The following is a 26,248-nucleotide window of genomic DNA, read 5'->3' as shown; positions in this document are numbered from 1 at the left end:
CCGACCTTCCTGACTAGGGATCAGCGCGCCGAGGCGGCGACGAGCCGCTGGAGCCGCTGGGCGAAGTGCGTGGTGACGGCCTCTGCGTGGCTGTCGATGTAGAAGTGGCCGCCCGGGTACTCGCTGTGGCCCAGGTAGCGCGGGCTGCGGTCGGCCCAGTGCGTCATGGCGTCCGGCCGCTCCATCAGCGGGTCGGACGCGCCGCCGTAGGAGACCAGCGGGCAGCTGGTGCCCGCGCCGTCGTCGACGTACTGGGCGGCGACCCGCAGGTCGGCGCGGAGCGCGGGGACGACGAGGGCGAGCATCTCCGGGTTGTCGTAGACCGCGGCGGGGAACGACCCCAACTTCTTGATCCACTCAACGAGTTCGGGGTCCGGCATCCGGCTCTGCTCCTCCGTCGGCTGGAAGAAGCCCTCGGGCGACCAGCCGGACATGCCGACCAGCAGCGGCGAGGGGCCGCTCTCGGCCTCCATGCGGATGGTGAGCCGGAACGCCAGCTGCGCGCCCAGGCAGTGCCCGAAGAACGCGAAGGGCCGCTCGTCCAGGTCGTCCAGGACGGCCTCGTGGAGCGCGTCGAGCAGCGGCTCCCACTCCTCGTAACTCATCTCTTCGCGGCGGTTGTGGCGACCGGGCAGGGTCACCGCCTGCGGGGCGATGTCCGCGGGCAGCAGCCGCTCCCAGTCGCGGTAGATGATGGCGCCGCTGCCCGCGTGCGGCAGCATGAACAGCCGTACGGAGGCGTCCTGCGACGGCTCGGCGGGGTGGAACCACTCGCCCGCGGCGGACATCTCCTGGCCCAGGGCGGTGGCGGTGGCGGTGGCACTGGTCACGACTGTGTTCTCCCAACGTTCGTGGTCTCCCCGATGGCGCGTACCGCGGGCAGCAGCACCTCGGCGATCTCCTTCAGCTGCGGCTCCGGGTCGAGCGAGCCGACCCGGATGACGAGGTGGCGGGCGCCGGCGCGCACATAGGCGCCGAGCCACTCGGCGCAGCTCTCGGCGCTTCCCCAGCCATAGGCCTGGATGGCCGACATCTGCTCCAGGGAGCGCCCGTAGTAGTGCTCGATGTAGTGCTCCAGCTCGGCCTTGGCCGCCGCCTCGTCACGGTTGACGGTGACCGTCGCGTAGAGCGCGGGCGTCACCGCGTCCGGGGCCCGGCCCGCCGCCTCGGCGAGTTCGGCGATCCGGGCGCGGGCCCTGCCGTACGCCTCGGCGTCGGGCAGGAACGGCAGCCAGCCGTCGTACTTCTCGGCGACCCGGGCGAGCACCTTGGGGGTGTCGCTGCCGGCCAGCCAGAGCGGCGGGCCGCCGGGCGAGGCCGGCTTGGGCAGCCGCTCCAGGCGTTCGGCCTGCCAGAACCTGCCGTCGAAGTCGGAAGGGGCGCCCTCCTCGCCGGAGCGCCAGGCGGTGCGCCACAGCGCGGTGATCTCGTCCAGCCGCCCCACCCGTCCGGCGAAGGACGCCCCGACCGAGGCGAACTCCTCCTCGGTCTCGGGCATCGGGAAACCGGAGCCCAGCCCGAGCACCAGCCGGTCGGCGGCCACGTGGTCCAGGCTCGCGATCATGTTGGCGCCGATGAGCGGGTGGCGCAGGGCGGGGGTGAGCGCGGCCGTGCCGACCGTGATGCGCTTGGTGGCGGCGGCGGCCGCGGAGAGCACCACCAGCGGGTCCAGGCGCGGCCGGGCGGTCAGCGAGTCGCCCGCCCACAGCGAGTCGAAGCCGAGCGCCTCGGCCTGCCGGGCGAAGTCGAGCAGCGGGGCGGCGGCGTAGGTGCCGTTGATGGCCTGCTCCCGGGTGGGCAGCAGGATGCCGATGCGCAGGGGCCCGGCTGATGACTGCATGGGGTACTCCGTTTCGTGGGGGTCCGCTGGTGCGTCTGGTCCGTGCGTCCGGTGGGTGCGTCCGGGGGCTGTACGTCTTCGGCGTGCGTCCCGTGCGTCAGGCGTGCTGGCGCTGCGGCGGCAGCGACGCCTGCTGCGCCGAGGAGCGGCGCTGGACGGGCAGGCTCAGGCGTTCGGTCGCCGGCGGCGCCTCGGCACTCAGCCGCTCCCGCACGGCGCGGCGCAGGATCTTGCCCGACGGGTTGCGCGGCAGGTCGTCGGCGAAGTGGAAGGCGCTCGGGATCTTGTAGTCGGCGAGGTGTGCGCGCAGCGCGACGAGCAGTTCGCGGGGTCTGACGGTGGCGCCGGGCCGCAGGACGACGACGGCGTGCACCGCCTCGCCCCAGTGCGGGTCGGGCAGTCCGACGACGGCGGCGTCGGAGACGGCCGGGTGGGCGGCGAGCGCTTTCTCGACCTCGGCGGGGTAGATGTTCTGCCCGGCCACGATGATCGTGTCGTTCATGCGGTCGCGCAGGTACACATAGCCGTCCTCGTCGAGGTAGCCGGCGTCGCCCATGTGCAGCCACTCCCCCACGATCGTGCGCTCGGTGGCCTCGGGGAGGTTCCAGTAGCCGAGCATGCGGGAGGGGGTGCGGATGCATATCTGGCCGGTCTCGCCGGGCGGCAGGCTCTCGCCGTCGGGGCCGATGACCTTCACCTCGTTGCCGGGGCAGGGCCTGCCGACCGACTTCAGGAGCTGGGTGCCGGGGCGGTGCGCCTCGGGGGGCAGGCAGACCGCGACGCTGCCGGTCTCGGTGCTGGCGTATATCTGCGCGAACTCGCAGCCGAACACCGCCAGGCAGCGTTCGAGCAGCGGCTCGGACATCGGCGCCGCCCCGTAGGCGATCTTGCGCATCGAGGCGAACGCGGCCGGGCCCGCGCCGCGTTCGGCCATCATCATCTGGAGCATGGCGGGCGCCGCGAAGGTGATGGTGACCCCGTGCTCCCGGATGAGCCGCACCGCCTCCTGCGGGATGAACTGCGGCATGATCACGCTGGTGGCACCGACGTTGAAGGTGTGCATGAACCAGCCGATGCCGGCGATGCCGAAGCCCGGCAGGGAGATCAGGCTGACGTCGTCCGGCAGCCAGTCGAGCCAGTTGGCGCCGTGCTCGCGCATCGCGGCGGGCAGCGTGAAGAAGCTGCGGTGGGCGAGGACCGCGCCTTTGGGCAGGCCGGTGGTGCCGCTGGTGTAGATCTGCACCACCGCGTCGTCGGGTCCGGTGCCCGGCTCCAGGTCGGTGGTGGGGTGGTTGGCGTACCAGGCGGGCAGCCCGGTGCCGCGCGCCGGCTCGCCCTCGCTGTCGGTGCCGTCGACCCGCACGACCGTACGCAGCCCCGGCAGCTGCGGCTTGACGCGGTCGGCGGTCTCCCAGAACTCGTCGTCGACGAAGAGGAGCACGGCGCCCGAGTCGCGCAGGATGTGGTCCACCTCGCCCTGGGTGAGGCGCCAGTTGACCGGGACGAGGACGGCGCCGGCCTTCGCGCAGGCGAGGATCGTGAGGTAGTAGTTCTCCGACTCGCGGCCCAGGTAGGCGACGCGGTCACCCGTCCCGATGCCCGCGTCGCGCAGGGCGTGGGCCGCGCGGTTGCTGTCCCGGTGCAGCTTCCCGTACGTGGTGGTGCGGCCTTCGCAGATGATCGCCGCGTGCTCGGCCCGGCTCCCGGCGTGGGCCCGGGAGGTACGGGTCAGCGTCCAGTTGGTGGCGGTGTGGTTTTCCACAGTGGTCTCCCCGCTGCATGGGACATCGGTGGGTGTCATGAGGAATGGATGCCGTGATGGGGGGTGGCTGGCGGTCGGTCCCGGTCAGGGGTGCTGCTGGGTGGCCGGGGCCAGGCGTCCGTCGAGGAACTCGGTGAGCCTGCGGACCGTCGGGTGGTCGAAGGTGAGCGAGGCGGGCAGCGGCAGTCGGAACTGCGTCTCCAGGCCGCTCTTGACGGTCTGCGCCATCAGCGAGTCCAGGCCGAGCGAGACGAACTCCGCGTTCGGGTCCAGGTCGTCGTCCGCGTCCATGTGCAGCGCGGCGGTGACCTTCTCGCGCACGGCCGCGCCGATCAGGGCCTCGCGTTCGGGCTTCGGCAGGGCGGCGAGCGCGGTCAGGTCGATCCCGGTGCCGTCCGCGCCGCCCTGCTCCTGCCGGGCGAGCCGGTCGTAGAACGCGTCGTCCACGCCGCCGCCCCCGACATAGCGCGCCCAGTCGAACTCGCCGACCACCCGGCGGCTGCCGGGCCGCTGCCAGAGCCGGGCGAGGGTGTCCAGCGCCCGGGTCGGCGAGAAGAAGCGGACGCCGCTGCGGTCGATCTCCTGGGCGAGCTGCTCGTCCAGCCGGGCCGACATGCCGACCCGGGCCCAGGCGCCCCAGTTGACGGAGAGGCCGGGCAGGCCCCGCAGGCCGCGCCACTCGGCGAGGGCGTCGAGCCCGGCGCTGGCGGCGGCGTAGTGGCCCTGGGTGGCGCCGCCGAGGACGGAGGCGATCGAGGAGTACGCCACGAAGAAGTCCAGCTCCGGGAAGAACTCCTCGGCGGCCTCGTGCAACAGCCAGCCGCCGTACGCCTTCGGGGCGAGCTGGGCGTCGATGGACTCCCAGGTCAGCTCGGCGATGAGCTTTTTGTCGAAGGAGCCGGCCGCGTGCACCACGCCGCCGACCGGGTGCGGCCCCGCCGCGAGCCGCGCGGCCAGTTCGCGCACGTCGTCGGCGCTGCTCACATCGGCGCGCACGATGTCGACCCGCGCCCGCTCGGACAGTTCGGCGAGCACCGGCGCCGCCTCCTCGGTGGCCCGTCCGCCGCGGCTGACCAGCGTCAGGTGCCGGGCGCCGAGCGCGACCAGCTTGCGGGCGGTGACCAGGCCGAGGCCGCCGAGACCGCCGGTGACGAGATAGGTGCGGTCGGGGCGGACGCGTGCCGCGGCGGGCTCGCTCTCCGGGCCGCCGGGCACCTCCACCCACACCTCGTGGGTGCCGGCGGCCGCGGTGCGCAGCGCCTCGCCGATCTCCTCCAGGCGGAAGGCCGTGGCCCCGCCCCGGCTCCCGCCGCGGGCCGCGCCGGGGGCCAGGGCCACCTCGGTGGCGGGGACGGTGAGCGTGGCGCGCAGGGCGCCGTCATGACGGACGTAGACCTCGTCGCCCGCGGTGAACGCAGCCTCGGCGCCCGCGGCGACGACCGTCCCCGCGGCCAGTGAGCCGAGGACGGGACCCGAGCCGTCCACCTGCTCGCCGTCCAGCGCCGTGCGGGCGTCGGCGGCGGTCAGGGCGACCGAGGCGACCCGCACCTGGACCTCGCCGGCGGCGGGGGCGCGGTCCTCGACGGGTGCGAGGGTCAGGTCGGAGAGGTCACCGGAGCCGGGGGTGCGCAGGGCGAAGCCGCCGGGCCAGGTGCGGGTGGTGTCGCCCGGCAGCAGCCTGCGCACGTGGCGGTGGCCGGCGCGCAGGGCGACCTGGTACTCGCCGGGGGCCTCGGCGCGGCACTCGTCGAGCAGCGCCGACAGGCCGGTGCCGGGCTCGATGTCGACCAGCGTCGCGCGGTACTGCGGGGACTCGGTGAGCAGCACCCGGCCGAAGCCCCACAGGGTGGCGGCGGCCAGGTGCGCGCCGTCGCCCGGCCGGTCGCCGGGCAGCCGCTGGGCGCCCTCGGTGACCAGCCACAGCCGGGGCGGCCGCTGCTGCGCGGCCGCGTCGAGGACGGTCAGCAGGCCCAGCAGGTCGCGGTAGTTGTGCTCGCACTCGGCGCGCATCAGCTCGGCCGACATGGTGCCGGGCAGCCGCCGCCAGTTCCAGCAGACGTCCGTGACGGAGGTGTCCTCCAGGGCGCTCTTCAGCGCGGCGGTGTCCGGGACCCGCGTGACCCGGGGGCCGTCACCGTCCGGGGCGCCGATGTCGTCGGGGCCGCCGAGGAGCAGGACGTGCCGGGGGGCGGTGCCTGCGGCGAGGGCGGGCAGGGCGCGGCGCACCCACTCCGGGCGGTGCAGGAACTGCCGCTTGCCCGCGGCGCCTTCGGGGCGGGCGAGGGTGACGCCGGTCAGTTCCAGGACGGGCCTGCCGTCCTCCACGACGAGGATGTCGGCCAGGCGCCGGTCCTGCTCGGTGGTGACGCGGGCGACGACGTCCAAGCGCTCGCCGCGGGGCTTCTTGAAGTGCCGTACGGAGGCGATCTCGCGGGGCAGGAACACCGGGCCCTCGGGGTCGAGGGCGACGGCGGCCTGTACGGCGGCCTCGACCAGCTCGGCGGGCATCTGCTCGACGGCGGTGGTGCCGCGGCAGGTCAGCCGCGCGGAGTGGCCGCCTCCCTCGTGGCGGGCCGCGCTCACCAGGGCGCGGGTGCGCGGGCCGTGCGGGCGGCCCACCGAGGCGAGGTCGGTGTAGAGGTCCTCGGTGTCGCTCTCCAGGACGGCGGGGCCAAGGACGAGACCGGCGAGCCGCGGCTCGTCCTGGTCGTCGTCCTGCGCGGCGCCGAGCACGGCGGTGGCGTGCACCAGTTCGACGCTGTCCTCGCCGCCGGCGGGGTCGGTGACGGTCAGGACCGTCACGTCGGCGCCGCCGTCCGGGCGCGGCCGCAGCCGGGTGGTCAGGGTCAGGGGCGTCTCGGCCTTCAGGGTGAGCGGTGTCGGCAGCCGCAGCTCCCGGAGGGCGGCGCGGGTGTGGCCGTGGACGGCGTCCTGGAGCGCGAGCAGCAGGTCGACGTAGGCGCCGGCGGGCAGCGTCGTGCGGTCGCCGTCGGCGAAGTCGGCGAGCGCGCCCAGCTCCTCCACGGTGAACTCGGCCGTGAACTCCCGCAGCGACCCGTCGCGCGGGGACTCGGTGCCGAGCAGCGGGTGGTGGGCCGCGGCGCCCTGCGTGCCGCTCCTGCGCGGGGTGACCTGGGGCAGCCAGTAGCGCTTGCGCTGGAAGGCGTACGTGGGCAGGGAGATCTTCGCGGGGACGGCGCGCCCTTCGTGGTAGCCGTCCCAGTAGACGGGCAGGCCCGCGGTGTAGTACTCCGCGAGGGCCCGCAGCGTGGTGTCGCCACCCCGGTCGCGCCGGCGCAGGCTGGCCAGCCACAGGTGGTCGGCGACGGGCAGGGAGCGCTGGGCGAGGGCGGTCAGCGCGGTGGAGGGGCCGATCTCGACCAGGGCGTGCCGGCCGCGGCGGGCCACCGCGCGGATGCCGGCCAGGAACTGCACCGGCTCCCCGATGTGCCGCACCCAGTACTCGGGGGTGCCGATCTCGGCGAACCGGGCGAGCTTGCCGGTGACGTTGGAGATGAGGCTGATGGCCGGCTCGTGGAAGGTGATCGTCTCCAGGGCGGCGCGGAAGTCGTCGTAGACCTCGGCCATGAGCGGCGAGTGGAAGGCGTGCGAGACCGCCAGCCGGTCGACGCGCACCCCTTGTGCGGCCAGCTGCCCGGTGACCTCGGCGAGCGCCTCGGAACCGCCCGAGATCACGCACTGGTCGGGGGCGTTGGAGGCGGCGAGCGCCAGGTCGGGGTGGGGTGCGAGGAGCGGCAGCACGTCCTCGGCGGGGGCGGCGACGGCCGCCATGCCGCCCTCGGCGCGCACCGCCTGCATGAGCCGGGCGCGGGCGGCGACGAGCGTGACGGCGTCGGGGAGGCTGAACAGGCCCGCCACCGCGGCGGCCGCGGCCTCGCCGATGCTGTGCCCGATCAGCACGTTCGGGCGCACGCCCCAGGACATCCACAGCTGGGCGAGCGCGTATTCCAGGGTGAACAGGGCGGGCTGGGTGAACTCGGTGCGGTCGATGGCCTCGGGGTCCTCGGCGCCGCCGACGACGAGGTCCCGCACCGAGCGGTCCAGGTGGGCCGCGAAGAGCCGGTCGCAGGTGTCGACGTGGTCGCGGAAGACGGGGAAGCGCTCGTAGAGCGCGGCGCCCATGCCCGCGTACTGCGAGCCCTGCCCGCTGAACATGAACGCGACCTTGCGGATGCCGGCCGGGCCCTCGTGGTCGCGGTCGGCGGCCTTGTCCAGGAGCTTGGTGAGCGCGGCGCGGTCGGTGACCGGGCCCGCGAGACGGTAGGGGTGGTGGGTGCGCGCGACGTTGCCGGTGTAGCAGAGCGCATCGACCTTGACGGCGGGGTCGGCGGCGAGCAGCCCGCGGTAGTTCTCCACCTGCTCGCGCAGGGCGGCGGCGGTCTTGGCGGAGAGCGTGAACATGGGCGTGGCGGGGGCCTCGGCGGGCTCCTCGTCCGGTGCGGTGACGGCGGGCGACTGCTCCAGGACGACCGCGCCGATCGTCCCCGCGAAGCCGAAGCTGTTGACGACCGCGCGCCGCACCGGCGCCTTCCACGGCTCGCACGCGGTGGGCACCCGCACCGGGTACAGGTCCCAGGGGATGCGGCCGGAGGGCGTGTCGAGGTTGAGGTGCGGGTAGATCGTGGCGGATCTGAGCTGGAGCACCGCCTTGATGACGCCGACGATGCCCGAGGCGGGCTCCATGTGGCCGAGGTTGGTCTTCACGGAGCCGACGAGCAGCGGGTCGCTCTTGGTGTGCGAGTCGGCGAAGGTGTCGCCGATGGCGCCGAACTCGATGGGGTCGCCCAGCGGGGTGCCGGTGCCGTGCGCCTCCACGTACTGGATGTCCCTGGGGGCGAGCGCGGCGGCGGCGAGCGCGGAGCGGATCACCTTCTCCTGCGCGGGGCCGTTGGGCACGGTCAGGCCGGCGCTGTCGCCGTCCTGGCCGACGGCGGTGCCCTTGACCAGGGCGAGGACGGTGTCGCCGTCGCGGGTGGCGTCGGACAGGCGCTTCAGCACGAGGATGCCGCAGCCCTCGGCGCGGGCGTACCCGTCGGCCGACTCGTCGAAGGTCTTGCACTGCCCGTCGGGGGAGAGCATCTGCGCGTTGGAGAACATCACGGGGATGCGGGGGTGGTGCAGGGCGTTGACGCCGCCGCACAGCGCGATGTCGGTCTCGCCGGCGCGCAGCCCCTGGACGGCGACGTGCAGGGCGGCCAGGGACGAGGAGCAGGCGGTGTCGATGCTCATGCTCGGGCCGCGCCAGCCGAGGAAGTACGACAGGCGTCCCGAGAGCGGGAACATGGTGATGCCGGAGGCGAGCAGGCCGTCCAGTTCCTCGTAGGGCAGGGAGTCCAGTTCGAGGGCGTAGTCGATGGAGCTGGCGCCGATGTAGACGCCGCCGTTGCCGCGGCGCAGCGGGGCCGGGTCGATGTTGGCGTGCTCCAGGGCCTGCCAGGCGGTCTCCAGCAGCATGCGCTGCTGGGGGTCCATGTACTGCGCCTCCTTCGGGGAGATGTTGAAGAAGGCGGCGTCGAAGCGGTCGATGCGGTCGAGGAATCCACCGGACGTCGTGTGAATCTTGCCCTTGTCGTCCGGGCTCTGCGGGGTGAATGCCTCGACGTCCCACCGGTCGCCCGGAATGGGGCCGATGCCCGAGCGCCCGTCACGCAGGAAGGCATCGAATTCGTCGAGCGAATTACTGCCGCCGGGGAATCGCAGGCCGACGCCGACGATCGCGATCGGTTCGGGCGCCCGGTCGGACACCTGATGGTTCTCTGATTCCTCGTGCGGCATTGAGCGTCTCCTTCTGTCCAGGGCCCTGGTGGATCAGTTGGTGCTGGGTATCGCGCCGGCCATCGCATGGGTCGGGTCGGACACGGCGTCGACGAGGTAGTCGAGGAGCCGGCCGACCGTGGGCTCGTTGAAGAGCACGTTCGCGTTGATGGAGAGGTCGAGGATCCCTTCCAGGGTCCGCCTCATCTCGGTCAGCTTCAGCGAGGTGAGGCCGAGGTCGAAGTAGCTGATGTCGAGGGGCAGGTCCTCGGTCTCGTCCATGAGCAGAGTTGCCCTGAACTGGCCGACGAGCAGCCGCTCCAATTCCTCGGTCAGTTCTGGCCGGGGGAGTTCCCTGAATTGCTGAAGTGTCATGTGTTCGGGAGACATGGAGCCATGAAAGCAATGAAGGCTGACGCCTCACTGACGTCGCGCGCGTACCACCGGGACCCCGTACTCAGTCCCTCTTTTTGGTTCTGCTCGCGGGGTTGGCTCAATCGGTGCGCAAAACAGCGATCAGTACGGCGTCAGCGCCGGGTCAGATCGGGCTGCCACGATCGAGATGCTTCGAAACAAGAGCTGATCAGATCGGATTCCACTCGGAGAACCCCCACCCCGAAAGGCTGATAATGCTGCGCGGCGCCATACAGGAGAAAAGTGCTCCGGCACACTCCGCACTCAAGAGCTATGACCTCTACATCGCGGGCAAGGACGTCGCGGGTGACGGGTGGGTCTACACCGTCAGCGGGCGCTCCCTGCTCGAAGACGTCTTCACCAGCGTGAGCCTCAAACGCACGCTGGAACAGGACCCCGAATCCGAGGCGGCCAATCACCCGTACGTGGTGGGCCGTTGCGCGATCGCCGACGACTCCGCCATCGACCTGGCCACGCAGGCCGCGGCCGCGGCGGCGCCGGACTGGGCGGCCGTCCCGCAGGAGCGGCGGATGCGCCTCGGCACCCGGTTCCGCGAGGAACTCATCAAACACCAGGACGAGTTCCTGGACATGCTGGTCGCGGAGTCGCACCCGGTGAAGCTGGCCCGCTGGGAGCTGAGCTGCCTGCTGCAGATCTACGCCCCCGGCAGCCTTCGCTGGTACACGAAGCAGATGCGCGTCGAGAAGGAGTACGGCGGGCGCAAGCTCATCCTGCAGCGCCAGCCCGACGGCGTGGTGGCCTTCAACCCGCCGCAGAACGCCCCGCTGCCCAGCGCCGCGCTCTCCGTGCTCGCCCTGATGGCCGGCAACGCCGTCGTGGTGCGGGCACCGCGCAGCATCGCGCTGTCCACCATGTGGCTGCTGCGGGACATCGTCGCGCCGATCCTGGAGGAGTTCGACGCGCCTCCCGGTGTCCTGAACGCGGTGTGCAGCAACCCGAAGCAGACCATGGACCGGTGGGTCACCGACCCGCTGATCAACGACATCTTCTACATCGGCGGCAGCCAGGAGGGCCTGCGCTTCGAGCAGGCCTGCGTGGCCAACGGCAAGAAGCCGATCCTGGAGCTCGCCGGCAACGACGGCATCGTGGTCTGGAAGGACGCCGACGTGAAGTGGGCGGCCGAGGCCATCACCGAGTCGTTCTTCGGCTCCGGCCAGATCTGCATGGTGCCCAACTACATCCTGGTGCACCCCGCGGTCGCCGACGCCCTCATCGCCGAGGTGAAGGAACAGGTCAAGACGGTCAAGCCGGGCTTCCCCGAGGACGAGGACGTCCTGCTCTCCCCGGTGCGCCGCAGCGAGCGCTTCTTCCGGCTGCTGCGCCAGGCCCTGGACAACGGCGCCGAGCTGGTCACCGGCGGCAACCGCACGGAACTGGACGGCACCCCCTCGGAGACCGGCGTCTTCCTCCAGCCCACCGTCGTGCGTGTGGACGGCCTGGACCGCGCCCGCACCTACGACGTGGTGCGCGAGGAGACGTTCTTCCCGCTGATCCCGGTCATCGTGCCGGAGGCGGACAACGACGACGCCCTCCTGGAGGACTTCCTCCGGTTCGTCAACTCCAACGAGTACGGGCTGCGCAACTCCCTGTGGTCGCGCTCCGACCACGTCATCGACACCTTCGTGCGCCGCGTCGTCAACGGCGGCCTGCTGAAGGTCAACGACTCCCACATCGGCTTCCTGCCGTACCTGCCGAGCCACGGCGGCACCGGCCGTACCGGCGGCGCCTTCGGCGAGGCCAACTACCCCATGCTCAAGACCTCGCACGTGCAGGGCGTCAGCATCGCGCGCGACGTCAGCCCCTACCAGGCGGTCTTCGGCGCCTTCGACGACTGAACCCCATCCCCTCTCCTTCGGAGGTTGTCACGTGCGTACCCTCGATGCCGCTCGGGCCGTCTGCGAGCGCTACCACCCCGGCCTGCTCAAGGAACTGGAGCAACTCCCCTACGCCGAACGGGAGAAGCCCGGCAGTCCGATCATCGACCTCTTCCGCATCCACGGCGGGGTCGGCCTGCTGATACCGGAGAAGTTCGGCGGCCACGGCGCCGGCCCGCTGGACGCGCTGCACACCCAGCTCGCGCTCGGCGCCCTGTCGCCCTCGCTCGTCGCGGCGGTGTCCATGCACCACTTCACCGTCGCCATGCTCTACTCGCTGGCCGTCGAGAAGGGCCGGCTCACCGACGCGCAGACCGATCTGCTGCGCCGGGTCGTCCCCGACCAGCAGGTGATGGCCTCCGGCTGGGCCGAGGGCCGCACCGAGCAGAACATCCTCACCCCCGCGGTGACCGCCCGCCCGGTGGAGGGCGGCTACCTGCTCTCGGGCTCCAAGAAGCCGTGCAGCCTCTCCCGTTCGATGAGCCTGCTCACCGCGAGCATCGCCATCCACGGCCTGGAGGGCGACCCCGAACTGGCGCTGGCCCTGGTGCCCTCCGACGCGCCCGGCCTGTCCGTGCACCCCTTCTGGGGCAACGACCTGCTCGCCGCCGCGGAGAGCGACGAGGTGCGTCTGGAGGACGTCTTCGTACCGAAGGACATGGTCGTGCGCGCCGGGGCCGAGGACCCGCGCCGCCTGGACGACCTCCAGACGGCCGGCTTCGTCTGGTTCGAGATGCTCATCACCGCCGGCTACCTGGGCAGCGCCGCCGCCCTGGTCGAGCAGGTCCAGGAGCGCGAGCGCGGCAGCATCCAGGAGCGGGCCGCCCTCGCGGTCGAACTGGAGGCCGCCCTCTCGCTGCTCGAAGGCGTGGCCCGCGCGATCGGCCCCGAGCCGGGCGACGAGGCGTCGGTGGCCCGGGTGCTCGTCGCCCGCTACGCGGTGCAGAACGCGCTGCCCCGCATCACCTCGCACTCCCTGGAACTCCTCGGCGGGCTGGACTTCATCCGCTCCTCCGAGCACGCCCTCGCGGCGGCCGCGTCCGCCGCGATCGCCTTCCACCCGCCCGGCCGGGGCGCCGCCGCCGAGCCGCTCCTGCGCTACTTCGACGGGGGCCCGCTGGTCCTCGCCTGACCGCAGCCCTTGACCGCACCGCTTCTTTGGAGTGAGAAACCTGTGACCGTAATCCAGGAAAACCCGGCTGCCGCGGCAGACGCGGTCTCCGCGGCCGACACCGAGGCGGAGGTCCTCGGCCTGTACCGCGCCCACCTGAGCAAGGGCCGCGCCACCCTCGCCGAGCTGTTCGGCAGCCACATGGAAGTGGCCTCCGAGGGCGCCTGGCTCACCACGAGTGACGGCGAGCGCTTCCTCAACGCGGGCGGCTACGGCGTGTTCATCATGGGCGCCCGCCACCCCATCGTGATGGAGGAGGTGGAGCGCCAGCTCCGTACGCACCCCACCGCCACCCGCATCCTCCTCGAACCGACGGTGGCCCGCGCCGCCGAGGCCCTGGTCTCCGTCATGCCCGAGGGACTGGACCGCGTGCACTTCGGCCTCTCGGGCGCCGAGGCCGTGGAGACCGGCCTGAAGCTGGCCCGCGCCGGCGGCTTCAAGCGGACCGTCTCCATGCGGGGCGGCTACCACGGCAAGACGCTCGGTGCCCTCTCCGCCACCGCGAAGGAGGTCTACCAGGCGCCGTTCCGGCCGCTGATCCCCGACTTCCACCACCTGCCGTTCGGCGACACCGACGCCCTGGCGGCGGACCTCGCCGCCCACCCCGGTCAGACCTGCGTCATCCTGGAACCCGTCCAGGGCGAGGGCGGCGTCATCATCCCGCCCAAGGGCTACCTCAAGCGCGTCGAGGAACTCGTGCGCGAGCACGGCGGCTTCCTGATCCTGGACGAGATCCAGTCCGGCTTCGGCCGCCTCGGCGAATGGTGGGGAGCGGACTTCGAGGACGTGCGCCCCGACGTCCTGCTCGCCGGCAAGGCGCTCGGCGGCGGCGTGCTCCCCGTCTCCGCGGCCGTCGCCACCCGCAAGGCGTTCCGCCCCTTCGACAAGGACCCCTACATCCACACCGCCACCTTCTCGGGGCAGCCCGTCCTGATGGCCGCGGTGCAGGGCGCGGTACGGGCCATGAAGGAGGACCGCCTGGTCACCCGGGCCACCGACCTGGGCGCCGCGCTGCTGCCGCGGATCGCCGAGATCGCGTACCGCAACATCCCCGAACTCGTCGTCGACGTGCGCGGCCAGGGGCTGCTCATCGGCGTGGAGCTCGTCGAGGCGGGTCTCGCCGGCGAGCTGCTCATCGAACTCTTCAACCACGGGGTGGTCGCCAACCACTCCATGAACGGCAGCTCGGTGGTGCGGTTCACCCCGCCCGCCGTCCTCAGCGACACCGACGTGGAGTTCCTCCTCAACTCCTTCGACCTGGCCACCCGCGACCTTCTCAGCGGTGCGGCCACCATGCCGGAAGGCGGTAACTGATCGTGCGGCACGTAGAACTGGAAGCAGTGGTCCCCGCGGAGCAGGTCTCCACGGTCTTCGACTCCGTGATGCGCTGGGAGAAGTACCCGGACCTGGCGCCCCACGTCAACTCCACCACGGTGCACGCCACGCTGCCCGAGACGCAGTGCAGTTCCAGCTGGGAACTGCACTTCCGCAGCGGGCTGCTGCGCTGGACCGAGGACGACACCTTCCTGCCGGAGCAGGGCGAGATCCGCTTCGAGCAGTCGGACGGCGACTTCGACTCCTTCACCGGCACCTGGGCGCTGACGCAGTCCGGTGACGACGTCGCCGTGCGCTTCGACGCCGACTTCGACTTCGGCATCCCGAGCCTGGAGGGCATCCTCGACCCGATCGCCGAGCGGGTCATCAAGGAGACCGTCGCCTGGTCGCTGACCGGCCTGTTCCCCGGCACACGGATCGCGGGCGGCATCGAACTGTCGCAGCCCGCTGCCGCCTGAGACCACAGCCAGGAGCTGACCATGGACCAGGCCAATCCCTTCGAGACGCCGAAGACGTACTCCCTGCACCGCGCCGAGTACCTGGTGGGCTTCGCGGTCTCCACCGGGCTGCTCATCGCGCACATCGGCGAGATCCGCTGGATACCGGCGGTCGCGCTCTTCCTCTACATCGACCTGATCGGCTACATCCCCGGCGCCATCGCCTTCAAGCGCAGCGGCGGGAAACCGATCTCCAAGGTGTACTACGTCCTCTACAACGTGATGCACAGCCTCATCACCCAGGCCGCGGTGGCCGCGCTGTGGTGCTGGCTGATCGGTCCCGAGTGGGCGCTGCTCGTGCTGCCCTTCCACCTCTTCGGCGACCGGGGCCTGTTCGGCAACTTCATGAAGTCGTTCGCCCTGCCCTTCGAGCCGGTGCGCCAGAGCGGCTATCTGCGGCTGTTGGACGACCTGGGGATCGAGCACCCCAAGCCGGTCGGCCACGCACAGGACCCGGAGCCGGTCGGGCACATCGTCAAGCTGCCGCAGCAGGCGGCCCGGGCCCGCGAGGAGGCACTGCGATGAGCACCCTCACCCCGCTGCGCCGCCCGGTGCGCCAGGACCCGGCGGAGCGCCGCCGGGCGCTGTACCACCTGGCGTCACCGGTGTCGGTGCTGACCGTCGGCCACGCCGGCCGGCTGCACGGCACCACGGCGAGCACGGTCACCCTCGTCTCCCGCGAGCCGCTGCTGATCGGGGTCGCGCTGCGGCCCGGCTCGTCGTTCGCGCGGCTCGCCGCCGCCGAGGGGCGCTTCGTGGTCAACGTCCTGGACGGCACGCAGGGCGACCTGGCGCGGTGGTTCGCGGACAGTTCGCGCCCCGACGGCAGCGCCCAGTTCGACGGCCTGCCCTGGACGGCCGACTCCTACGCCGGCGCGCCCCGGCTGTCCGGGGCGCTCGCCCACTACTCCTGCCGGGTGCACTCCTCGCACCGGGCGGGCGACGGCGAAGTGCTGCTCGGCTACGTCGTGCGCGCCGGCGCCGAGAGCGGCCCGCCGCTGTTCAGCTACGCGGGCGACCTCGTCGCAGGCGCCCTGCATCCCGCCCGCACCACGAAGGAGACATCGGCATCATGACCGGTTCTGTGGCCCCCGAGGCCGACTGGGACAAGGCCCCCGGCTTACTCGACGGCGCGAAGGAACTCACCCTCGGGCCCGACGACTGCGACCTCGCCTACTGGTTCACCTCCGTCGCCCAGGGCACCCTGCGCGACCGGGGCGCGACCGGACACCACGAGAACGCGACCGTCCCCGACTTCCTGAAGGCACCCGGCCCGCTGCGCGACGCGCTGGTCCTGGAGTTCGGCTTCCGCGGCCTGTCCGAGGAGATCGCGACCCGCCTCCTCGGGCACTACGTGGCGCTGGCCCCGGGCGTGCCCGAGATGGAGTTCTACGCCACCCAGCTCATCGACGAGGCCCGGCACGCCCGCGTCTTCCGCAACCACCTGGTGGAGCTGGGGCACCCCGCGGGCACCCTGCTCAAGGACATCGACGAGATGGCCGCGGACTACCGCAAGCGCGTCCTGGACCCGGTCGTCGACTTCACCCTCGACATCGTCCGCGACCAGGCCGACTTCGCCGGTGGCGTCGCCGTCTTCGCCATCGTCATCGAAGGGGTGCTCGCCCCGGCCGCCGAGCTGAGCGAGCGCAAGTGGACCCCGCTGTCCCCGGCCACCGGGGAGATCTCGCGCGGCACCGCCATCGACGAGATCCGCCACCTGACGGTGGCCAGCACCATCCTGCGCGACCACATCGTGGCCCACCCCGAGTACCGCCCGCGCCTGATGGAGATCCTGCGCGCCGGCGTCAAGCTGTGGGACGAGATCCCCGACCGGGAGTTCGTCATCCACCGCGAGGAGCTGTTCCAGAAGGGCATGGCCGACCACGCCGACAAGATCGGCGACTACGAGATCTGGCCCGGCGTACGGATGCTCGACACCACTCCCGAACAGCGCTACGACATGGCCGAGCAGTGGACCGACGAGATGGCCGAGTCCCGCATGGCGTACATGGGGCTGCCCGTCGAGGTCCTCAGCAGTCCGGAGCCGGGCGCATGAGCGGCGCGGCCCGGCCCCTCGGCCGGTCGGCGGTGATCTGCGGCATCGGCTCGTACGTGCCGCCGAACAAGGTGACCAACGACGAGCTCTCGCAGCGCCTCGACACCTCCGACGCGTGGATACGCTCCCGCACCGGAATCGCCGAGCGCTACGTGGTCTCGCCCGGCACCGCCACCTCCGACCTGGCGGTGGAGGCCGGTCTGCGCGCGCTGAAGTCGGCGGACACCGAACAGGTGGACGCCGTCGTCCTGGCCACCACCACCCCCGACCAGCCGTGCCCGGCGACCGCGCCGACGGTGGCGGCGCGGCTCGGACTCGGGCAGGTCGCGGCGTTCGACGTGGCCGCCGTCTGCTCCGGGTTCCTCTACGGGCTCGCCACCGCCTCCGGTCTGATCGCCGCGGGGCTGGCCGAGCGGGTGCTGCTGGTGGCCGCCGACGCGTTCACCACCATCGTCAACCCCGAGGACCGCACCACCGCGGTGATCTTCGCGGACGGCGCGGGGGCCGTGGTCCTGCGGGCCGGGGACGCCGGTGAACCCGGCGCGGTCGGGCCGCTGGTCCTCGGCAGCGACGGCGAGCTGAGCCATCTCATCGAGGTGCCGGCCGGCGGCTCCCGGCAGCGCTCGGCGGGCACCGCGCCCGAGCCGGGCGACGAGTACTTCCGGATGCTCGGCCGCGACACCTACCGGCACGCGGTGGAGCGGATGACCGTCACCTCGCAGGAGGCGGCCGAGCAGGCCGGCTGGCGGCTGGCGGACATCGACCGGTTCGCCGCCCACCAGGCGAACGCCCGCATCCTCGACTCCGTCGCGGAACGGCTCGGCATCCCCGCCGAGCGGCAGCTCACCAACATCGAGCAGGTCGGCAACACCGGCGCCGCCTCGCTCCCCCTGCTCCTGTCCCAGTCCGCCGCCGACGGCCGGCTCACCGCCGGCCACCGAGTCCTGCTCACCGCGTTCGGCGGCGGACTCTCCTGGGGGGCCACGACGCTCGTCTGGCCCGAAGTGCAGTCCGTCTGACGCCCACCGGCGCCGGGCGGCACCTCCTCAAGACCCGTACGCCGAACGGCGCGTACGCCTTTCGAAAGGGATCGTCATGATGCTGGAGCAGCTCAAGGAAATCCTGTCCAACAAGCTCAAGGTGTCCCCCGAGGCCATCACGCCGGAGGCCACCAGGGACGACATCGAGCTGGACTCGCTGGCCGTGGTGGAGCTGTCGCTGCTGCTCAAGTCCGAACTGGACATAGACGTCAGCGACGACGACCTCCTGGAGGCCGAGACCGTGGCCGACATGGTGGAACTCATGGAGACGAGGAGCGCGAAGGTCTGATGGCCGGCATCGACATCGCCGTCACCGGGCTCGGCCTCGTCACCCCGGGCGGTATCGGGGTGGGGCCGAGCTGGGCGGCGGTCTGTGAGGGCCGGTCGGGCGCGGCGTTCGATCCCGTACTGGCGGACAATCCGGTACGGATCTCCTGCCGTGTGCCCGGCTTCGACCCCGAAGCGCTGTTGACGGCCCGCAGGGCCCACCGGCTGGACCGTTTCGTGCAGTTCGCGCTGGTCGCCGCGCGTGAGGCGATCGCTGACGCCGGGCTCGACCCGCTGACCTGGGACGGCGCCCGGGTCGGGGTGGTGCTCGGCTGCGCGGACGGCGGCCCCGGCACGGTCGAGGAACAGCACACCGTCCTACGGGAGAAAGGCGCCGACCGGGTCTCGCCGCTGCTGCTGCCCATGCAGCTGCCGAACATGCTGGCCGGTCAGACGGCCATCGAGTTCGGGGCGACGGGACCCAACCTGGTGGTGGCCACGGCCTGCGCCTCCGGGGCGACGGCCATCGGCACGGCGCGGGACCTGCTCGCGCTCGGCCGCTGCGACGTCGTCCTCGCGGGCGGCAGCGAGGCCATGATCACGCCGTTGGTGATGGCCGGGTTCGCGCAGATGGGCGCCCTGTCCCGGCGCGAGGACGACCCCACACACGCCTCGCGTCCCTTCGACGCGGAGCGGGACGGGTTCGTCGCGGGTGAGGGCTCCGGGATCCTCGTCATGGAACGCGTCGAGGACGCCAGGGCCCGCGGGGCGCACGTGCACGGCCGGATCATCGGCTACGGCGCCACCGCGGACGCCCACCACATGACGTCCCCGCATCCGGACGGCGCCGGGGTGGAGGCGGCGGTCCGCGCGGCCCTCGCCGACGCCGGCGCCGACCCGGACGACGTCCAGCACGTGAACGCCCACGGCACCTCGACGCCGCTCAACGACGTCGCCGAGGCGAGGATGATCAAACGGACCCTCCAGGGGGATCCGCTGGTCACCTCGACCAAGGGCGTGACCGGGCATCTGCTGGGCGCGGCGGGTGCGGTGGAGGCCGCGTTCACGCTGCTGAGCATCGAGCACGAACTGGTGCCGCCCATCGCCAACCTGGTCATGCCGGACCAGGAGGTCGACATCAAGCTAGCGTACTCGGCGACCTCCATGCCCATCGATCTGGCGCTGAGCAATTCCTGCGGGTTCGGGGGGCAGAACACCGTCCTGGCCCTCGCCCCCGCGTGAGCACCGGAGCCGACCCGCTCCCAGCCCCGCCCCCTCCCCTGCCCCGGCAGGAGCCGCAGCCGCCCCTCGCCAGGGGGGCGGCTCGGCGCATCTCCCCCGCCCCGCACCGCGAGACCCCAGGAGAAGCCATGCACGATCCGCGCGAACTGATCGCCGCCGGACCCGAGGCGGTGCGGCGCCTGGCCCGCCGCCGGCACGACCTCGACCTGAACGCGCTGGACGCGGCCCACCGCGGCCGGGCCGACGCCCAGGCCGAGGTGACCCGGCTGCGCACCGAGGCGAACCGCGCCACCCGTGAACGCAGGTCCGGGCCACCCACCGAACAGGAGAAGGAGGCGGCCCGCGCGCTGCGCGCCGACGTCCAGCGGGCCGAGGCGGCCGCCAAGGAGGCGGGCAAGCGCCTCGCGGACCTGGTCCTGACCATTCCGAACATCCCGCTGGACTCCGTGCCCGACGGCGACTCCGAGAAGGAGGCCGTGGAGGTGCGCCGGGGCGGCCCGCCCGCGTGCGAGGCGTCCGACGCCCGCCACCACGCCGACATCGGCGAGCGGCTCGGCATCTTCGACGGCAAGGCCGCGGCGCGGCTCTCCGGGGCCCGCTTCACCGTGAGCCGCGGTCCCGGGGCCCGCCTGGAGCGGGCCCTTGCCGACTTCTTCCTCGATCTGCACACCGGCGAGCACGGCTACACCGAGCACTCGGTGCCGTTCCTCGTCAACCGCGACACCATGACGGGCACCGGGCAGCTCCCGAAGTTCGCCGACGACCTGTTCGCCACGCAGGTCGGGGAGCGCGAGCTGTTCCTGATCCCGACCGCCGAGGTCCCGCTCACCAACCTGCTCGCGCAACAGACCCTGGACGCCCGCGAGATGCCGTACGCGTTCACCTCCCGCACCCCGTGCTTCCGCGCCGAGGCCGGGGCCTACGGCAGGGACACCCGGGGCATCCTGCGGCTGCACCAGTTCGAGAAGGTGGAGCTGGTCCGGGTCTGCGCGGCCGAGGACGCCCAGGAGGAGCTCGAACTCATGCTGGGCCACGCCGAGGAGTGCCTGCGGCGCCTCGGACTGTCCTACCGCGTGGTCCTGCTGCCGGCGGGCGACCTCGGGTTCTCGGCCCGGATGACGTACGACATCGAGGTGTGGCTGCCGGGCAGCGGCTCCTACCGCGAGATCTCCTCGGTCTCCGACTGCGGCACCTTCCAGGCCCGCCGCGCCGGCATCCGGTGCCGCACGGCGGACGGCCGCAAGGAGTACGCGGCGACGCTGAACGGCTCGGCGCTGCCCATCGGCCGCACGGTGGCCGCGCTCCTGGAGCAGGGCGCCCGGCCGGACGGTTCGGTGGAGCTGCCCGAGGCCCTCATCTCGTACACCGGGTTCCGCAGGATCCTGCCCGACGGCACCACCGAGTGACCCAGCCGGGTCCGCGCGCACGACGAATGGGGGGAGTTCAGGTGATCACCTGAACTCCCCCCATCGCTGTGGCCTCGCGGGCGCCGGGTCACGCGCCCATCATGTGGGCCCCGCCGTCCACGTGGACGATCTCGCCCGTCGTACGGGGGAAGAAGTCCGACAGCAGCGCGACGATGCCGCGGGCCGCCGGGTCCGGGTCGGTGAGGTCCCAGCCGGCCGGGGCGCGGGTGTGCCAGTCGTCCGCCAGCTCGGAGAAGCCGGGGATGGACTTGGCGGCCATGGAGCGCAACGGCCCCGCGGCCACGAGGTTGCAGCGCACACCGCGGGCGCCGAGGTCCCGGGCGAGGTAGCGGCTGGTGGACTCCAGCGCCGCCTTGGCGACGCCCATCCAGTCGTACTTGGGCCAGGCGACGCTCGCGTCGAAGGTGACGCCCACCACCGAGCCGCCGCGCGGTTCCATGAGCGGCAGGCAGGCGGTGGTCAGGGACTTCAGGGAGTACGCGGAGACGTGCACGGCCGTCGAGACGTCCGCCCAGCTCCCGTCGAGGAAGTGGAAGGCGCCGGGCGGACCGTAGGCGATGGAGTGGACGACGCCGTCGAGGCCGTCCACGTGCTCGCGCAGACGGTCGGCGAGGCCGTCGAGGTGGTCCTGGTCGGTGACGTCCAGCTCGACGACCGGGGCCGGTTTCGGCAGCAGTCCGGCGGTGCGCTCGATCAGGGAGAGTCGCCCGAAGCCGGTCAGCACGACCTCGGCGCCCTCCAGTTGGGCGATGCGGGCCGCGTGGAAGGCGATGGACGCCTCGGTCAGGACGCCGGTCACGAGGACGCGCTTGCCCGCGAGGAGGCCGCTCATGACGCGACCACCGCCCGCGGCAGCGCGGCGACCAGGTCGGAGTCGTGGGACAGGGCGCCGAGCGCGGCGGCGCCGCCGGGCGAGCCGAGCCGCTCGAAGAAGGCGGCGTTGGAGCCGCGGTGGTCGCCCCAGTCGCCGGGCACGTCGTCCTCGAAGTAGATGGCCTCCACGGGGCAGACGGGCTCACAGGCCCCGCAGTCCACGCACTCCTCGGGGTGGATGTAGAGGGCGCGGCCGCCTTCGTAGATGCAGTCCACGGGGCATTCGTCGATGCAGGACTTGTCCTTCACATCGGCGCAGGGCTGAGCGATGACATAGGCCATGCGGGATTCCTCCTTGTCGCAGCGGGACGGATGGTCAGCCGGCGGGCAGGCGGTCGACCGAGGCGCCGGTGGTGCGCTCGCCCAGGGTGAGGACGGTCACGGCGAGCGCGGTCATCACGGCCGCGATGACGCCGAACAGCGCCCCCGGCCCGTAGGTCTGCAGGACCGGGAGCAGGGCGAACGGCAGGGCCGCGGCGCTGAGTTTGGACAGTGAGTACGCCGCGCCGGACGCGGCCGCGCGGATGGCGGTGGGGTACTGCTCGGCGAGGTAGACGTGCGAGACGCTGGAGAAGAGGTTGCTGCACACGGTGTAGACGAAGCCGAAGGTCATGACGAGCGTCGGCGAACCCGCGTAGCTGAAGCCGAGTCCGGCCACGACCATCGCGCCCGCCGAGGCGACCACCAGCTTCTTGCGCTCGACGCGGTCGATGATCGGCAGCGCGAGCGCGGAGCCCACGGGGTAGCCGAGGAAGCACACCGCGGTGAAGCCGAGGCCGGCGACGATCCCGTACCCCTTGGCGGCGAGGATCTGCGGCGCGAGCGTGCCGAAGCCGTAGTAGCCGACCGTGGAGAGCGAGCAGAAGATCCAGAGCATGGTGGTGCGCCGGCGCAGGTGGGGCTGGAAGATGTCGCGCAGCCTGGGCGTCGTGCCCGGATCGTGCCCCGGGCCCTCTTCGACTCCCGGCCCGGGGTCGGCCTTGCGCAGGTCGGCCGCAGCCGCGGCCGCCGCCCCGGCCGGGACCTCGGCCTCCATGCGGGAGACCAGCTCCTCCGCCTCCGCCTCGCGGCCGACCGTCGCCAGCCAGCGCGGGGACTCGATGAGCCGCCTGCGCAGCACCCACACCACGGCCGAGCCGAGCGCCCCGATGACGAAGAGCCAGCGCCAGCCGTCGATGCCGAGCGGTGTCAGCGGCACCAGCCACAGGGCCGCGAAGCCCACGGCGGGCACCCCGCAGAAGGCGAGGGTGTAGGCCCAGGCGATGTACCGGCCGCGCTTCTTCGCGGGCAGCACATCCGACAAGTAGCAGTCGGACAGGGACTGTTCGGCGCCGATGCCGATGCCCGCGAAGAACCGCGTGGCGATCAGCCAGGCCGCGTTCGGCGAGAAGGCGCCGAGCAGCGAGAAGCCCGAGTAGATGGCGAGGTTGATCAGGAACGCCCGGCGCCGCCCGTACCGGTCGGCGATCTTGCCGAGCAGCAGCGAGCCGATGAACTGGCCGATGAAGGCGGAGGCGAGGACCAGCTTCAACTCGGTGGCACCGAAGGCGAAGTCGTTCTGGAGGACCTTGGCGATGGTGCCGGAGAGGTTGTTCTCGAACGTGTCGAAGAGCAGCCCGACGCCGATCACCGCGGTGATGCTGCGGTGGGTCGGGGTGATCGGCATCCGGTCGAGCCGGGCGCCGATCGAGGCGCCCGGCGTGAGGACGGCCGGAGCCGCCGGTCTGGTGACGGTGTCGGTCATCAGGCGGCTCGCCCGACGTGCGCGTCGACCTCGCCGCGGCGGACCGGCGCGCTGACCTCGTGCAGGTAGGAGGCCACTTCGCGGTAGGAGGCCCAGAAGCCGACCTCGTGGTAGGGCACCCCGCGCTCGGCGCAGTACTCGCGGGTGAGTTCACGGGCCCGCCCCAGGTTCTTCTGCGGCATGGCGGGGAACAGGTGGTGCTCCACCTGGTAGTTGAGACCGCCGTACAGGAAGTCGATGAACCAGGACGGACGGATGTTGCGGGAGGTCAGGACCTGGCGCTCCAACCAGTCCAGGGTCTCCTCGTCACCGTCGCGCACGTCCATGCCCTTGTGGTTCGGGGCGAAGATCATGCCGAAGTAGACGCCGAGGGTGGCCTGCTGGACCAGGATGAAGGCGACCCCGAGGACCGGCGACAGGACGGTGAAGACGCAGGTCAGGTAGATCGCGGCCCGCGCTATGAGCAGCGTGGACTCCAGGACGGGACGCTTGGTGAGGCCCTGTGCGATCGACTTCACGGCCGTCTTGTGCATCTTGAACGACTCGAGGACGAGCAGCACGAAGAAGAGCACGCTCTGGTAGCGCACGATGAAGCGCTGCCGGGGGGTGCGGGTCGCGTACTGCTTGATGTCGAAGATCGCGGTGCGCCGGCCGATGTCCGGGTCCATGTCGAGGTGGTTGGGGTTGCTGTGGTGGCGGTTGTGGTGGTTGACCCACCAGCCGAAGCTGACGCCGTTGACGAAGTTGGCGTGGAAGTAGCCGACGGCGGAGGCGGCCCGCTTGTCGCGGAACATCGCCTTGTGTCCGGCGTCGTGCCACATGAAGGAGGACTGGCCGCCGCACAGGCCCATCCACACCGCCACGACGAGCTGCCACCACGAGTCTCCCAGCAGGAAGAACGCGGTGAGCCCGGCCACGAGCAGCGAGGTGTTGCGGATCAGGCGCCCCACGTAGTACCGCGGGTTCAGGTCGAGCAGCCCCTCGGCCTTGACGCGTTTGAGGAGCTCGGAGAACGTGGCGGATGCCCCGGTGCGCTGCGGGACGTCGGTGCGCTGCGGGGCTACGGCGACACCGGTCTCTTGGACGTGCGGACGCTGCATACGAAGCTCTCCTCGGAAGAAGTGCCCGAACCGGGCGACGGCGCCCGCCCGGCGCACGGGACCCGCTGGAGCACGGTGCGGCTGAGCGCGTGCGGTACCCCATCGGACGGACGCCGGGCGAACGTGTGTGCAGCGTTCCGTGGAGCGCTGATGTGGCGCTGATGCTGAGCTGATCGGCCAGGTCGCGGCGCACCTGCCGCGATCAGTCCGCCGGGTCGGGCTCGGCCCGCAGCAGGGCGTCCAGGTCCCGCACCACGGCGTCCGCGGCGCGGGCCACGTCCTCGTCGTCGGGGGCGCCGATGACGCCCATGAGCTGTTCCACCATGGTGTGCTTGAGCGCGTCGACGGTCTGCGCGTTGTCACTCATCGTTCATCCACTCCTTTTCGCGTTGCGGCTGTCTGGCTACTTGATGCGCCGTCAGAAGGCGTTGCAGGCACGGAAGATGTGCGCGAAGGAGGCGAGCGAGGCGGGTCCGTCGAAGGCGACGTACTCCGGGATGACCGCGTCGGGCGCCCACTTGTGCTTGTACGAGAGCTGCGTCTGGGCCGGGTAGAGCGCGGCGCCCTCGGCCCACAGGGCGTGCATCAGCCACTGGAAGGCGGGGCTGTGGCCGTCCAGTTCGTTGGCGGCGTCCAGCCCGGTGAAGGGCGTGAAGCCGAAGTGCAGCCACTGCACGCCCTCACCGCGGAACACCTCGATGGCGTGCGCGTTGATGGCCTCCATCAGGCCCGGCGACCCGTCCGGCACCCGCCGGCTCAGGTCGTGCATCCAGCCGGCGCGGGCGCCGTAGACCGGGGAGTACGAGATGTACGCCACGGGTTCCCCGGCGATGGTGCCGACGAACAGCCGCCGCTCCTGCTGCGCCTCGCCGCCGATCTCGCCGACCAGGAACTCCAGGGGGCGGGCCGCGCCCTTGCTGGAGAGCCAGGCGCCGTCGATCGTCTCCAGCGCCTGACGCCAGGCGCCGGCCTCGACCTCCTGTATCTGCAGGCCGTTGCGGTAGGCGCGGGAGATCTTGTTGCGCAGCTGCATGAAGCGGGTGCCGCGCAGGGTGAACTCCGGGAGGCTCACCGCCCAGGAGGCGCCGATCTGGTTGACGGTGTAGCCGCGCGCCGCGTAGCGCTCGGCGTCGTCGCGCTGGAGCTGGACGCCCACGTGGGTGAGCCCCTGCTCCTTGACGTGGTCCCGGAAGCCGTCGAGGAGGCCCTCGTACTCCTCCGGGGCGGCGAAGGGCCCACCGAACTGGACGGCGAACCGGCCGGTCCTGCGGTAGACGACGACACCGTCGGAGCCGGGTCGGGTGTAGGTGCTGTTGCCACTGTTGAGCGCGAGGAACGCGCTGGGATTCTCGGCCCGCGTATAGGTGCGAACAGCCCGGAGAATCGGGTTTTCCACTACGGTCACGGTCATGATCCGTTTCCCTTTCGGCAGCCGTTGCGGTCGTTGAGAGTAGAGCACCGCCGCCCCTTTGATGGGAAGGGCGAAAAGCTTACGAGGCAGGTCCGTGACGGCACGTCAGCAGGGCGTCAGCCGCTTGTCAGAACCGCCTGGCAATGTTCTTCTCGTGAACGGAACGGGAAACCGGGACGGGAACACGGAGAGGTGCCCGGAGTGGTTTATCGGGGACTTCGAGCTCAGCTCAAGGTCGGGCCCCCAGGGGCCCACGCAGGTTCGAATCCTGCCCTCTCCGCAGGCACGCAGCTCTGTGCCAGCACGACCAGGAGAGGTGCCCGGAGTGGTTTATCGGGGACCTCGGGCTCAGCCCAGGTCGGGTCGCTCGCGACCCACGCAGGTTCGAATCCTGCCCTA

At 71.9% G+C, this 26,248-nt stretch carries 22 protein-coding genes and 1 tRNA gene; 12 read left to right on the top strand and 11 right to left on the bottom strand.

The genetic code is table 11. The features are described from left to right. Positions 1-20: 20 nt before the first annotated feature. The 5 genes from ACZ5GP_RS22670 to ACZ5GP_RS22650 all read right to left on the bottom strand — a co-directional run bounded on the left by ACZ5GP_RS22670 (position 21) and on the right by ACZ5GP_RS22650 (position 9,767). Positions 21-788 (bottom strand): thioesterase II family protein, encoded by a 768-nt coding sequence (locus tag ACZ5GP_RS22670; RefSeq protein ID WP_468752864.1) that lies wholly within the window; start codon positions 786-788, stop codon positions 21-23. A gap of 38 nt (positions 789-826) precedes the next feature. Further along, the gene (locus tag ACZ5GP_RS22665; RefSeq protein ID WP_468752571.1) at positions 827-1,840 is read right to left on the bottom strand and encodes an LLM class flavin-dependent oxidoreductase; all 1,014 of its coding nucleotides are present in this window, start codon (positions 1,838-1,840) and stop codon (positions 827-829) included. 97 nt (positions 1,841-1,937) lie between these two features. Next, positions 1,938-3,641, bottom strand: a complete 1,704-nt coding sequence (locus ACZ5GP_RS22660; protein WP_468752570.1) for a fatty acid--CoA ligase — start codon at positions 3,639-3,641, stop codon at positions 1,938-1,940. 45 nt (positions 3,642-3,686) lie between these two features. Next, positions 3,687-9,398, bottom strand: a complete 5,712-nt coding sequence (locus tag ACZ5GP_RS22655; protein ID WP_468752569.1) for a type I polyketide synthase — start codon at positions 9,396-9,398, stop codon at positions 3,687-3,689. 33 nt (positions 9,399-9,431) lie between these two features. Beyond that, positions 9,432-9,767: an acyl carrier protein gene (locus ACZ5GP_RS22650; RefSeq protein ID WP_468752568.1), complete on the bottom strand. Its 336-nt coding sequence runs from the start codon at positions 9,765-9,767 to the stop codon at positions 9,432-9,434. 239 nt (positions 9,768-10,006) lie between these two features. Between ACZ5GP_RS22650 and ACZ5GP_RS22645 the strand changes: the two genes are divergently transcribed. The 11 genes from ACZ5GP_RS22645 (at position 10,007) to serS (ending at position 20,700) form a co-directional block, all read left to right on the top strand. Next, the gene (locus tag ACZ5GP_RS22645) at positions 10,007-11,647 is read left to right on the top strand and encodes an aldehyde dehydrogenase family protein (RefSeq protein WP_468752567.1); all 1,641 of its coding nucleotides are present in this window, start codon (positions 10,007-10,009) and stop codon (positions 11,645-11,647) included. A gap of 31 nt (positions 11,648-11,678) precedes the next feature. Next, on the top strand, positions 11,679-12,818 hold the full coding sequence (locus ACZ5GP_RS22640; protein WP_468752566.1) for an acyl-CoA dehydrogenase: 1,140 nt from the start codon (positions 11,679-11,681) through the stop codon (positions 12,816-12,818). A 42-nt stretch (positions 12,819-12,860) separates the two neighbouring features. After that, a complete protein-coding gene (locus ACZ5GP_RS22635) occupies positions 12,861-14,171 on the top strand; it encodes an aspartate aminotransferase family protein (protein ID WP_468752565.1) in 1,311 nt (436 codons plus the stop codon). Positions 14,172-14,173: 2 nt separating this feature from the next. Next, on the top strand, positions 14,174-14,650 hold the full coding sequence (locus ACZ5GP_RS22630; RefSeq protein ID WP_468752564.1) for a type II toxin-antitoxin system RatA family toxin: 477 nt from the start codon (positions 14,174-14,176) through the stop codon (positions 14,648-14,650). A gap of 21 nt (positions 14,651-14,671) precedes the next feature. Beyond that, the gene (locus ACZ5GP_RS22625; protein WP_358584375.1) at positions 14,672-15,214 is read left to right on the top strand and encodes a hypothetical protein; all 543 of its coding nucleotides are present in this window, start codon (positions 14,672-14,674) and stop codon (positions 15,212-15,214) included. Then, positions 15,211-15,765, top strand: coding sequence for a flavin reductase family protein (locus tag ACZ5GP_RS22620; protein ID WP_468752563.1), 555 nt, complete (start codon positions 15,211-15,213; stop codon positions 15,763-15,765). Before ACZ5GP_RS22625 ends, ACZ5GP_RS22620 begins: the two co-directional genes overlap by 4 nt. Beyond that, on the top strand, positions 15,762-16,745 hold the full coding sequence (locus tag ACZ5GP_RS22615; protein WP_468752562.1) for a ferritin family protein: 984 nt from the start codon (positions 15,762-15,764) through the stop codon (positions 16,743-16,745). The genes ACZ5GP_RS22620 and ACZ5GP_RS22615 overlap by 4 nt, the downstream gene beginning before the upstream one ends. Next, on the top strand, positions 16,742-17,764 hold the full coding sequence (locus tag ACZ5GP_RS22610) for a beta-ketoacyl-ACP synthase III (protein WP_468752561.1): 1,023 nt from the start codon (positions 16,742-16,744) through the stop codon (positions 17,762-17,764). The genes ACZ5GP_RS22615 and ACZ5GP_RS22610 overlap by 4 nt, the downstream gene beginning before the upstream one ends. 76 nt (positions 17,765-17,840) lie before the next feature. Beyond that, positions 17,841-18,074 carry an acyl carrier protein gene (locus ACZ5GP_RS22605; protein WP_127911495.1) on the top strand — a complete coding sequence of 78 codons (234 nt, stop codon included), beginning with the start codon at positions 17,841-17,843 and terminating at the stop codon, positions 18,072-18,074. After that, positions 18,074-19,294 carry a beta-ketoacyl-[acyl-carrier-protein] synthase family protein gene (locus ACZ5GP_RS22600; RefSeq protein ID WP_468752560.1) on the top strand — a complete coding sequence of 407 codons (1,221 nt, stop codon included), beginning with the start codon at positions 18,074-18,076 and terminating at the stop codon, positions 19,292-19,294. The genes ACZ5GP_RS22605 and ACZ5GP_RS22600 overlap by 1 nt, the downstream gene beginning before the upstream one ends. A 128-nt stretch (positions 19,295-19,422) precedes the next feature. Further along, positions 19,423-20,700 (top strand): serine--tRNA ligase, encoded by a 1,278-nt coding sequence (gene serS, locus ACZ5GP_RS22595; RefSeq protein WP_468752559.1) that lies wholly within the window; start codon positions 19,423-19,425, stop codon positions 20,698-20,700. A gap of 88 nt (positions 20,701-20,788) precedes the next feature. Here the strand turns inward: serS and fabI are convergent, their stop codons facing one another. The 6 genes from fabI to ACZ5GP_RS22565 form a co-directional block, all read right to left on the bottom strand. Next, on the bottom strand, positions 20,789-21,553 hold the full coding sequence (gene fabI / locus ACZ5GP_RS22590; RefSeq protein ID WP_358584381.1) for an enoyl-ACP reductase FabI: 765 nt from the start codon (positions 21,551-21,553) through the stop codon (positions 20,789-20,791). Then, positions 21,550-21,876, bottom strand: coding sequence for a ferredoxin (fdxA, locus tag ACZ5GP_RS22585; RefSeq protein WP_468752558.1), 327 nt, complete (start codon positions 21,874-21,876; stop codon positions 21,550-21,552). Before fdxA ends, fabI begins: the two co-directional genes overlap by 4 nt. Before the next feature lie 34 nt (positions 21,877-21,910). Next, positions 21,911-23,338, bottom strand: a complete 1,428-nt coding sequence (locus tag ACZ5GP_RS22580) for an MFS transporter (protein WP_468752557.1) — start codon at positions 23,336-23,338, stop codon at positions 21,911-21,913. Continuing rightward, positions 23,338-24,438, bottom strand: coding sequence for a fatty acid desaturase family protein (locus ACZ5GP_RS22575; RefSeq protein WP_468752556.1), 1,101 nt, complete (start codon positions 24,436-24,438; stop codon positions 23,338-23,340). The genes ACZ5GP_RS22580 and ACZ5GP_RS22575 overlap by 1 nt, the downstream gene beginning before the upstream one ends. A 202-nt stretch (positions 24,439-24,640) precedes the next feature. Next, a complete protein-coding gene (locus tag ACZ5GP_RS22570) occupies positions 24,641-24,805 on the bottom strand; it encodes a hypothetical protein (protein ID WP_358584385.1) in 165 nt (54 codons plus the stop codon). Between the two features lie 51 nt (positions 24,806-24,856). Further along, positions 24,857-25,849, bottom strand: a complete 993-nt coding sequence (locus ACZ5GP_RS22565) for a DUF2156 domain-containing protein (protein WP_468752555.1) — start codon at positions 25,847-25,849, stop codon at positions 24,857-24,859. A 186-nt stretch (positions 25,850-26,035) separates the two neighbouring features. On the opposite strand from ACZ5GP_RS22565, the gene ACZ5GP_RS22560 reads away from it, so the two are divergent. Then, positions 26,036-26,129: transfer RNA gene (locus tag ACZ5GP_RS22560), tRNA-OTHER, on the top strand. The last annotated feature ends 119 nt before the right edge of the window (positions 26,130-26,248 follow it).

This window comes from Streptomyces sp. NPDC031466 (genome assembly GCF_055581265.1).
Note: the sequence above shows the minus strand (reverse complement) of the source record. Positions and strands in the feature narration are given on the sequence as shown.

What these genes read in the sequence shown, in the direction of transcription:
- ACZ5GP_RS22660 (WP_468752570.1), bottom strand. Translation starts at nt 3,641, where the DNA reads ATGACACCCACCGATGTCCCATGCAGCGGGGAGACCACTGTGGAAAAC.
- ACZ5GP_RS22645 (WP_468752567.1), top strand. Translation starts at nt 10,007, where the DNA reads ATGCTGCGCGGCGCCATACAGGAGAAAAGTGCTCCGGCACACTCCGCA.
- ACZ5GP_RS22615 (WP_468752562.1), top strand. Translation starts at nt 15,762, where the DNA reads ATGACCGGTTCTGTGGCCCCCGAGGCCGACTGGGACAAGGCCCCCGGC.
- ACZ5GP_RS22655 (WP_468752569.1), bottom strand. Translation starts at nt 9,398, where the DNA reads ATGCCGCACGAGGAATCAGAGAACCATCAGGTGTCCGACCGGGCGCCC.
- ACZ5GP_RS22605 (WP_127911495.1), top strand. Translation starts at nt 17,841, where the DNA reads ATGATGCTGGAGCAGCTCAAGGAAATCCTGTCCAACAAGCTCAAGGTG.
- fabI (WP_358584381.1), bottom strand. Translation starts at nt 21,553, where the DNA reads ATGAGCGGCCTCCTCGCGGGCAAGCGCGTCCTCGTGACCGGCGTCCTG.
- ACZ5GP_RS22600 (WP_468752560.1), top strand. Translation starts at nt 18,074, where the DNA reads ATGGCCGGCATCGACATCGCCGTCACCGGGCTCGGCCTCGTCACCCCG.
- ACZ5GP_RS22625 (WP_358584375.1), top strand. Translation starts at nt 14,672, where the DNA reads ATGGACCAGGCCAATCCCTTCGAGACGCCGAAGACGTACTCCCTGCAC.
- ACZ5GP_RS22670 (WP_468752864.1), bottom strand. Translation starts at nt 788, where the DNA reads ATGTCCGCCGCGGGCGAGTGGTTCCACCCCGCCGAGCCGTCGCAGGAC.
- ACZ5GP_RS22620 (WP_468752563.1), top strand. Translation starts at nt 15,211, where the DNA reads ATGAGCACCCTCACCCCGCTGCGCCGCCCGGTGCGCCAGGACCCGGCG.
- ACZ5GP_RS22580 (WP_468752557.1), bottom strand. Translation starts at nt 23,338, where the DNA reads ATGACCGACACCGTCACCAGACCGGCGGCTCCGGCCGTCCTCACGCCG.
- ACZ5GP_RS22570 (WP_358584385.1), bottom strand. Translation starts at nt 24,805, where the DNA reads ATGAGTGACAACGCGCAGACCGTCGACGCGCTCAAGCACACCATGGTG.
- ACZ5GP_RS22610 (WP_468752561.1), top strand. Translation starts at nt 16,742, where the DNA reads ATGAGCGGCGCGGCCCGGCCCCTCGGCCGGTCGGCGGTGATCTGCGGC.
- ACZ5GP_RS22575 (WP_468752556.1), bottom strand. Translation starts at nt 24,438, where the DNA reads ATGCAGCGTCCGCACGTCCAAGAGACCGGTGTCGCCGTAGCCCCGCAG.
- ACZ5GP_RS22650 (WP_468752568.1), bottom strand. Translation starts at nt 9,767, where the DNA reads ATGTCTCCCGAACACATGACACTTCAGCAATTCAGGGAACTCCCCCGG.
- ACZ5GP_RS22665 (WP_468752571.1), bottom strand. Translation starts at nt 1,840, where the DNA reads ATGCAGTCATCAGCCGGGCCCCTGCGCATCGGCATCCTGCTGCCCACC.
- serS (WP_468752559.1), top strand. Translation starts at nt 19,423, where the DNA reads ATGCACGATCCGCGCGAACTGATCGCCGCCGGACCCGAGGCGGTGCGG.
- fdxA (WP_468752558.1), bottom strand. Translation starts at nt 21,876, where the DNA reads ATGGCCTATGTCATCGCTCAGCCCTGCGCCGATGTGAAGGACAAGTCC.
- ACZ5GP_RS22565 (WP_468752555.1), bottom strand. Translation starts at nt 25,849, where the DNA reads ATGACCGTGACCGTAGTGGAAAACCCGATTCTCCGGGCTGTTCGCACC.